This is a genomic window from Pseudomonas sp. 05N434, assembly GCF_056396965.1.
Genome location: NZ_JBFTMK010000283.1, coordinates 1 through 6440, shown reverse-complemented (window position 1 = coordinate 6440; position 6440 = coordinate 1). Strand labels below are relative to the sequence as shown.

Here is a 6440-nt window from a genome sequence, read left to right as displayed (position 1 = left end):
GATCAGTTCGATCTTCGACATCAGCACCTTTGCCTTGATGTGGTACGTGTTCGATGCCAACACCCCGGACCACCAGACCCTGTTCCAGTCCGGCTGGTTYGTGGTCGGGCTGCTGACCCAGACGCTGATCGTGCACATGATCCGCACGCCGAAGGTCCCGTTCCTGCAAAGCCGCGCCGCCACCCCGCTGCTGGTGATGACGGGCATTATCATGGCCGTGGGGATTTTCCTGCCGATGGGGCCGCTGGCGCATTACTTCAAACTGCAGGCAGGGCCGTCGCTGTATTTTGTGTTCCTGCCGGTGATTCTGCTGGCGTACATGGCACTGACCCAGGCGGTGAAAGGCTTCTACATTCGGCGGTTTGGCTGGCAGTAAGGCTGCCAAAAGTAGGAGCTGTCGCAAGCTGCGTCAGCTCCTACGAAGGCCGCGATCTTTTGATCTTTAAGTCGGACAGAACCCTCGATTTTTAGGAAAGGTCCTACAGAACGCTTCTCGGGTCTTCCGTAGCCTTGCCGCCTCACTCATCAGCCATCGACCTGAGGCCCGCGATGATCAACAAAGCCTTGCGCATCCTGATCGCCGACCAACAGCATTTTCACCGGATGAAAACCGAGCGGTTGTTCAACCAGCTCGGTTATTACCGAGTGGCGCCGGTGCAAAGTCTTGCCGACATGCTGAATCTGGTCGAGTACGGATGCGAGCCGTTCGACCTGGTGATCATCAATGCCTCTCTGGTGGCAGGGGCATTGGATCTGTCCGGGTTCTTGCGCGATAACCGCCAGGTTCACCACGCCTTGATCTACGAAGACCACGCGGCGCTGCCGGATTTAGCCGCCATTCGACGGCTGATGGAGCTCATCGATCCGCCTGCGTGTGAAGCTGCATCGCCACTGGATCAGGAGCGGAGTCGACAACGGATGGGTTGAGTCCAGGGTTACCGTTCGTCGGTACTATCATTTCTGATAGGTACATTTCTCCTGCTTTCCGTGCAAAAGTCATTGCGCAGCCGCTGCGTCTATCCCGGCGGTTACCGGCGGGCAATCGTTGAGTTTTTGCAAAGGAATTGCCATGAAGAAAGCGCTGATTGTGGACGATCATCCGGTGGTACGTGCCGCAGTCACACTTGTACTCGAGCGGGAAGGCTTCAAACTCATTTTTGAGGCGTCCAGTGTTGGCGAGGCCTTATCGATACTTCGTGAGCATGCAGTCGATCTGGTGATACTGGATCTGGTTATGCCCGGTGGCGATGGGCTGGAGCTGCTGGACCGGATCAGGGCCAATGGTTGGCTATGTCTGGTACTGGTTTTCACTTCCCTGGATCCGCTTTTTTTTCAAGAGCGTTGCATGCGCGCCCGGGCCATGGCTTATGTCGCCAAGACCCGCTCCTTGCAACAATTGCAAAAAGCCGTGCACGCCGTCATGGCCGGTTACACCTTTTTCGCGCGGTTGCCTGCGGGATCGCAGGACCCCCGGCAACGCAGCGAAAAAGAGATGATCGATAAACTTTCCAACCGCGAACTGACAATCCTGCGGTATTTGGCCCAGGGTATGAGTAACAAGGCCATCGCCGAGCTTACGCACCTGAGTCACAAAACCGTCAGCACCTACAAGACCCGCTTGATCGAAAAACTGGGCGTGAACGCTGCGGTACACCTGCGCGATTTCGCCAAGCGCAATCATCTGATCTGAATGAACCCGACCGTGCGCATCTTCCTGTGGGTGTTGATCCTATGTCTTGCATCGCAGGCCCTGGTCGCGGTAGCCGACGAGCCTAAGTCATTGCGCCTGCTGGGGCGCTCCACGGTGGATGGCTATGCCGTCCAGCTGGGCATGGATGACCGCAATTGGGTGGTCAGCAAACGGGTGTTGCGCGTCGGAGTAACGGGGCCGGACTACCCGCCCTTCGAATTGACGCGCAATCACGATGAGCTGGAGGGCATTACCGCCGATTACGTCGAGCTGCTTGCGCAACTGCTGCACGTCAACGTCGAGGTGCTGCGCTACGGCACACGCGAGTCGGCGATGGAGGCACTCAAACGCAAAGACCTGGATCTGCTGGGAACCTCCAACAGCTTCGAGGCCGCCGATCCCGAACTGAATCGAACCAGCGCCTATGCCGAAGATCAGCCGATGCTGGTCACCAGACTGGACGAGCGCATGCCCGAGGATCTGGCGGGTAAACGCATCGCCATGGTCGCCGACTATCTGCCGGAGCAGACCGTCAAAGCCTTCTATCCCAAGGCTGATCTGCAACGTTACCCATCGGCGCTCGATGCACTCGGAGCCGTGGCATACAGGCAGGCTGATGTGTATCTCGGGGACCTTATCAGTGCCAATTACCTGATCAACAACAACTACCACAATAACGTTCAGTTGATGGGGCCATCCGGCCTTGACGCCAACCCGTTCGGTTTCGCATTGGTGCGGGACAATACGCGCCTGAAAAACATCGTCGACCAGGCACTGGCGGCGATCCCGATGGAGCAACGCTCTGCCATCGAGCAACGATGGAGTGCCGGCCGCGCCAATCGACTGGGTCTGCAGCGGGTGAGTCTGAGCGCCAGTGAACAGCACTGGCGGGATCAGCATCCGACGGTGAGGGTCGGAGTGGTCGGGGACTTTGCGCCTTTGACTTTCTATGACGCCGAAAGGCGATTCAGCGGGTTGACCGCGCAATTGTTGACGCTGATCAGCCAGCGTAGCGGTTTGAACTTTGACGTGCAGCGGGGCCAATCCCTGGACGAGCAGATCCAGCGACTCAAGGCTGGCGAGATCGACATATTGCCGGCGCTCATCCCCACGACTGAAGGTGTGGCCGGGCTGCGTTTTACCAGCCCTTACGTCACCAATCCATACACGCTGGTCAGTGCAGTCACCCCCGGCAGCCCGAGAACGCTGGACGATCTGGCCGGCAAACGCCTGGCGATTTATCACAGTCATCCCATGCGCGCATTCATTCTTGCCAGGGCACCGCAGGTGCGGATGCTGGATGTGCAAAGCCCGGCCCAAGGCCTGGAAATGGTCATGAAGGGGGAAGCCGATGCCGCGCTCAGTTCGTTGTTCATGACCCGCTACCTGATTGCCCGGTATTACAGCGGGCGTCTGCGCATCAGCAGTACCGTGGGCGATGAACCGGCACGCATCGCTCTGGCGACCGGAAGTGATGCGCTGGAGCTGCACTCGATTCTGAACAAGGCATTGCTGAGCATCTCGCCCCAGGAGATGGACGATCTGGTGGCCCGCTGGAGCAATGACGTGGTGGTGGATGACAGCTATTGGTTGCGTCATCGCCAAGGCATTGTTCAAGCGTTTGCCGTGGCGGGAGCCTTGCTGTTGCTCGCCTTGGGCTGGATCGCCTGGCAGCGTCGGCAGATCCGCCAGCGCCAGCAATGGTTGCGGCAATTGCAGGACGCCAAGGCTGAGGCGGAGGATGCCAATGGCGCCAAAACCACTTTTCTGGCGACCATGAGTCACGAGCTACGCACACCGTTGTACGCCCTGATCGGCATGCTCGAACTGGCCTTGAAGCGTGCGGACGAGGGCGTCACCGACCGTAGCGCCATTGAGGTGGCGTCCAGTGCCGCACAACAATTGCTGGCGCTGATCGGCGACATCCTGGATATCGCGCGTATCGAGTCAGGGCATTTATCCCTGACCCCTGAGCGCGCCAATCTGCGGGGGCTGGTGGAGTCGGTGTGTCGGGTTTTCGAAGGCTTGGCACGGCAGAAAGCGCTGGCGTGGCGAATCGATCTGGACGAACACAGTGACTGTGATGTGTTGATCGATCCCACACGCTTCAAACAGGTGCTGTCCAATCTGCTGAGCAACGCCATCAAGTTCACCCATGAGGGTGAAGTGAGCCTGACGCTGCGAGTGGCGGCCGTCATGTCAGGACATCTGGCGGTCAGCGTGCAGATTGAAGACACCGGCATAGGCATCAGCACCGTCGACCGACAACGGTTGTTCAGCCCGTTCATCCAGGCCGATAACGGCCGACAGTCAGCCCGAAGCGGCTCTGGCCTGGGGTTAGTGATCAGCCGCACGCTGTGCGAAATGATGGGCGGGCGGTTGCAACTCGACAGCGTCCTTGGACAAGGCTCGCAGGTCGACATCAATCTTGAGCTGATCGCATTGCCGTCGTTGCCTTCCATTGAGGCCGTGGAGAGCGGATTGCAGGCGCCAACGCGGCCACTGACGATTCTGGTGGTTGACGATCACCCGCCTAATCGACTGTTGCTTTCACGGCAACTGAGCCACCTTGGGCATCATGTTCTGGAGGCCGAAGAGGGCGCACGGGCGCTTAAGCTGTGGCGTAAACATGAGTTCGATCTGGTGGTTACCGACTGCAATATGCCCAGGCTCAGCGGTTATGAACTGGCGGGTGCAATCCGCGATGAAGAGTGTGCCAAGGGATTGCCAGCTACATTGATTCTGGGCTGTACCGCCAATGCGCAGCCCGAGGAGAAGGCCCGATGCCTGGAGGCGGGCATGGACGACTGCCTGTTCAAACCGATCCTGCTGGCGGATCTGAACACTTGGTTGGCCTCCAGGTTTTTGAACCAGACGCCAGAACTTGTCGCAGAGCCCTCAACGCCGGAGATTGACCTCAGTGGCCTGGAGCAATACGTCGGTGCGGACCGCACGTTGATTGATCGTCTGGTGCGCGAACTGACGGTGACCAACCGGGTGGATCGGGATGATCTGCTCCAGGCGCACGCCAATGGCAATCACTGTGTGCTGCGCGACCTGGCGCACCGCATCAAGGGCGGTGCGCGCATGGTCCGGGCACAGCGCTTGGTTGAGCATTGCGAGCAACTGGAGCGTGTCATCGATGTGGGGGATTCAGTGCTGCTCGACGAAGCCGTCGATCAATTGCAGCGCACGATGTCATCGCTGGATGAACGCTTGAGCCTAGATTTAAGTCAGGGCTGAAACTCAATCCCACCGCGGCGCAATGCCGTTGGGGCTGGTCAGTCGCTGGCCGCGATCCAGGCCCGCGATCAGCGCCATGTCGGCGTCGCTCAGGGTCAGCGTGCAGGCGTGCAAATTGCTTTGCAGGTTGGTGCGTTTGGTGGAAGAGGGGATCACCGCGTACCCCAGTTGCATGGCCCAGGCCAGGGTGACTTGGGCCGGTGTCGCCTGCAGGCGATCGGCGATCTGCTGGATGAGCGGATCTTTCAGCACTTCGCCATAGGCCAGGGTCATATAAGAGGTGATCTGGATGCCCTGGCTTTGCGCAAATTCGACGACCTTGCGGTTTTGCAGGTACGGGTGCAGTTCGATCTGGTTGGTGGCGATGTTCTCGGCGCCGACCGCAGCAATGGCTTGCTTCATCAGGTCGACCGTGAAGTTGGACACGCCGATCCGACGGGTCAGGCCCAGTCGTTTGGCCTCGAGCAGCGCCCCCATGAACTCTTCGACCGGCACCTGATCTTCCGGTGACGGCCAGTGGATCAGGGTCAGGTCCAGATAGTCGGTTTGCAGCTTATCCAGGCTTTCTTTGAGGCTGTCGATCAACCGGTCTTTGGCAAAGTTGGCGACCCAGATTTTGCTGGTGATGAACAACTCTTCACGGGCAATGCCGCTGGCGGCGATGGCCTGGCCGACTTCGGCTTCGTTTTCGTAGATTTGCGCGGTGTCGATGACCCGGTAGCCCAGTTCAAGACCGGTGCTCACCGAATCGATGACCACTTGGCCTTGCAGGCGAAACGTACCAAGACCGAATGCGGGAATAGACATCAAAGACTCCAGGGGTTGCAGTGGGAATGGGCGGGAGTATCCCCGGCTGCACCCTTGAGAAAAACCGCTGGTTTGGCAAAGCACTGTTTACCGCAAGTCATGAATGGGTTGTTGGAAGATCAAAAAATCTTCCTCCATCGTTCTCCAGATAGAACGATGAGGCTGATTTTTGCAGTCTAGTGCGCCAAAGGTCATGGTTTTAAGCTTTATCCATCGCGTCACACAACAGATTCAGAGGCCAAGATGAAAAACATCATCGGTATCTACACCAGTCCACGACCTCATTGGGTCGGCGACGGTTTTCCGGTTCGCACGCTGTTTTCCTACGACAACCTGGGCAAACACATCAGCCCGTTCCTGCTGCTGGATCACGCAGGTCCCGCCGAATTCACTCCGACCACCGAGCGTCGTGGCGTGGGTCAGCATCCGCACCGCGGGTTCGAAACCGTGACGATCGTCTACAAGGGCGAGCTGGAACACCGTGACTCCACCGGCAGCGGCGGCAAGATCGGCCCCGGCGATGTGCAATGGATGACCGCAGCCTCGGGGATCATTCATGAGGAGTTTCACTCCGAAGGTTTCGCCAAAACCGGCGGCACCCTGGAAATGGTGCAGCTGTGGGTCAACTTGCCGGCCAGGGACAAGATGGCCGAGCCCGGTTACCAGACGATTCTCGACGGCGACAATGCGCGTATCTATC

General features: G+C 58.6%; 6 protein-coding genes. 5 read left to right on the top strand and 1 reads right to left on the bottom strand.

The genetic code is table 11. The annotated features are described in order from the left end of the window. The 4 genes from AC1DLB_RS17985 to AC1DLB_RS17970 all read left to right on the top strand — a co-directional run. The coding region (locus AC1DLB_RS17985) for a cation transporting ATPase C-terminal domain-containing protein (protein ID WP_477785382.1) at positions 1-376 on the top strand (376 nt) is incomplete at its 5' end. Positions 377-549: 173 nt separating this feature from the next. Next, positions 550-927, top strand: a complete 378-nt coding sequence (locus tag AC1DLB_RS17980) for a response regulator (protein WP_477743756.1) — start codon at positions 550-552, stop codon at positions 925-927. Between the two features lie 142 nt (positions 928-1069). Beyond that, on the top strand, positions 1070-1690 hold the full coding sequence (locus AC1DLB_RS17975) for a response regulator transcription factor (protein WP_064619022.1): 621 nt from the start codon (positions 1070-1072) through the stop codon (positions 1688-1690). Next, positions 1691-4933: a transporter substrate-binding domain-containing protein gene (locus AC1DLB_RS17970; RefSeq protein ID WP_477743755.1), complete on the top strand. Its 3243-nt coding sequence runs from the start codon at positions 1691-1693 to the stop codon at positions 4931-4933. It begins immediately after the preceding gene. Positions 4934-4936: 3 nt separating this feature from the next. On the opposite strand, the gene dkgB is transcribed toward AC1DLB_RS17970, so the two are convergent. Then, positions 4937-5740 (bottom strand): 2,5-didehydrogluconate reductase DkgB, encoded by an 804-nt coding sequence (dkgB, locus tag AC1DLB_RS17965; RefSeq protein ID WP_064619017.1) that lies wholly within the window; start codon positions 5738-5740, stop codon positions 4937-4939. A gap of 243 nt (positions 5741-5983) precedes the next feature. Here dkgB and AC1DLB_RS17960 point away from each other — a divergent pair. Beyond that, a partial coding sequence (locus AC1DLB_RS17960) for a pirin family protein (protein ID WP_477785381.1) occupies positions 5984-6440 on the top strand: 457 nt, incomplete at its 3' end.

Coding starts and splice junctions, on each gene's coding strand:
- AC1DLB_RS17975 (WP_064619022.1), top strand. CDS start 1,070: ATGAAGAAAGCGCTGATTGTGGACGATCATCCGGTGGTACGTGCCGCA.
- AC1DLB_RS17970 (WP_477743755.1), top strand. CDS start 1,691: ATGAACCCGACCGTGCGCATCTTCCTGTGGGTGTTGATCCTATGTCTT.
- AC1DLB_RS17980 (WP_477743756.1), top strand. CDS start 550: ATGATCAACAAAGCCTTGCGCATCCTGATCGCCGACCAACAGCATTTT.
- dkgB (WP_064619017.1), bottom strand. CDS start 5,740: ATGTCTATTCCCGCATTCGGTCTTGGTACGTTTCGCCTGCAAGGCCAA.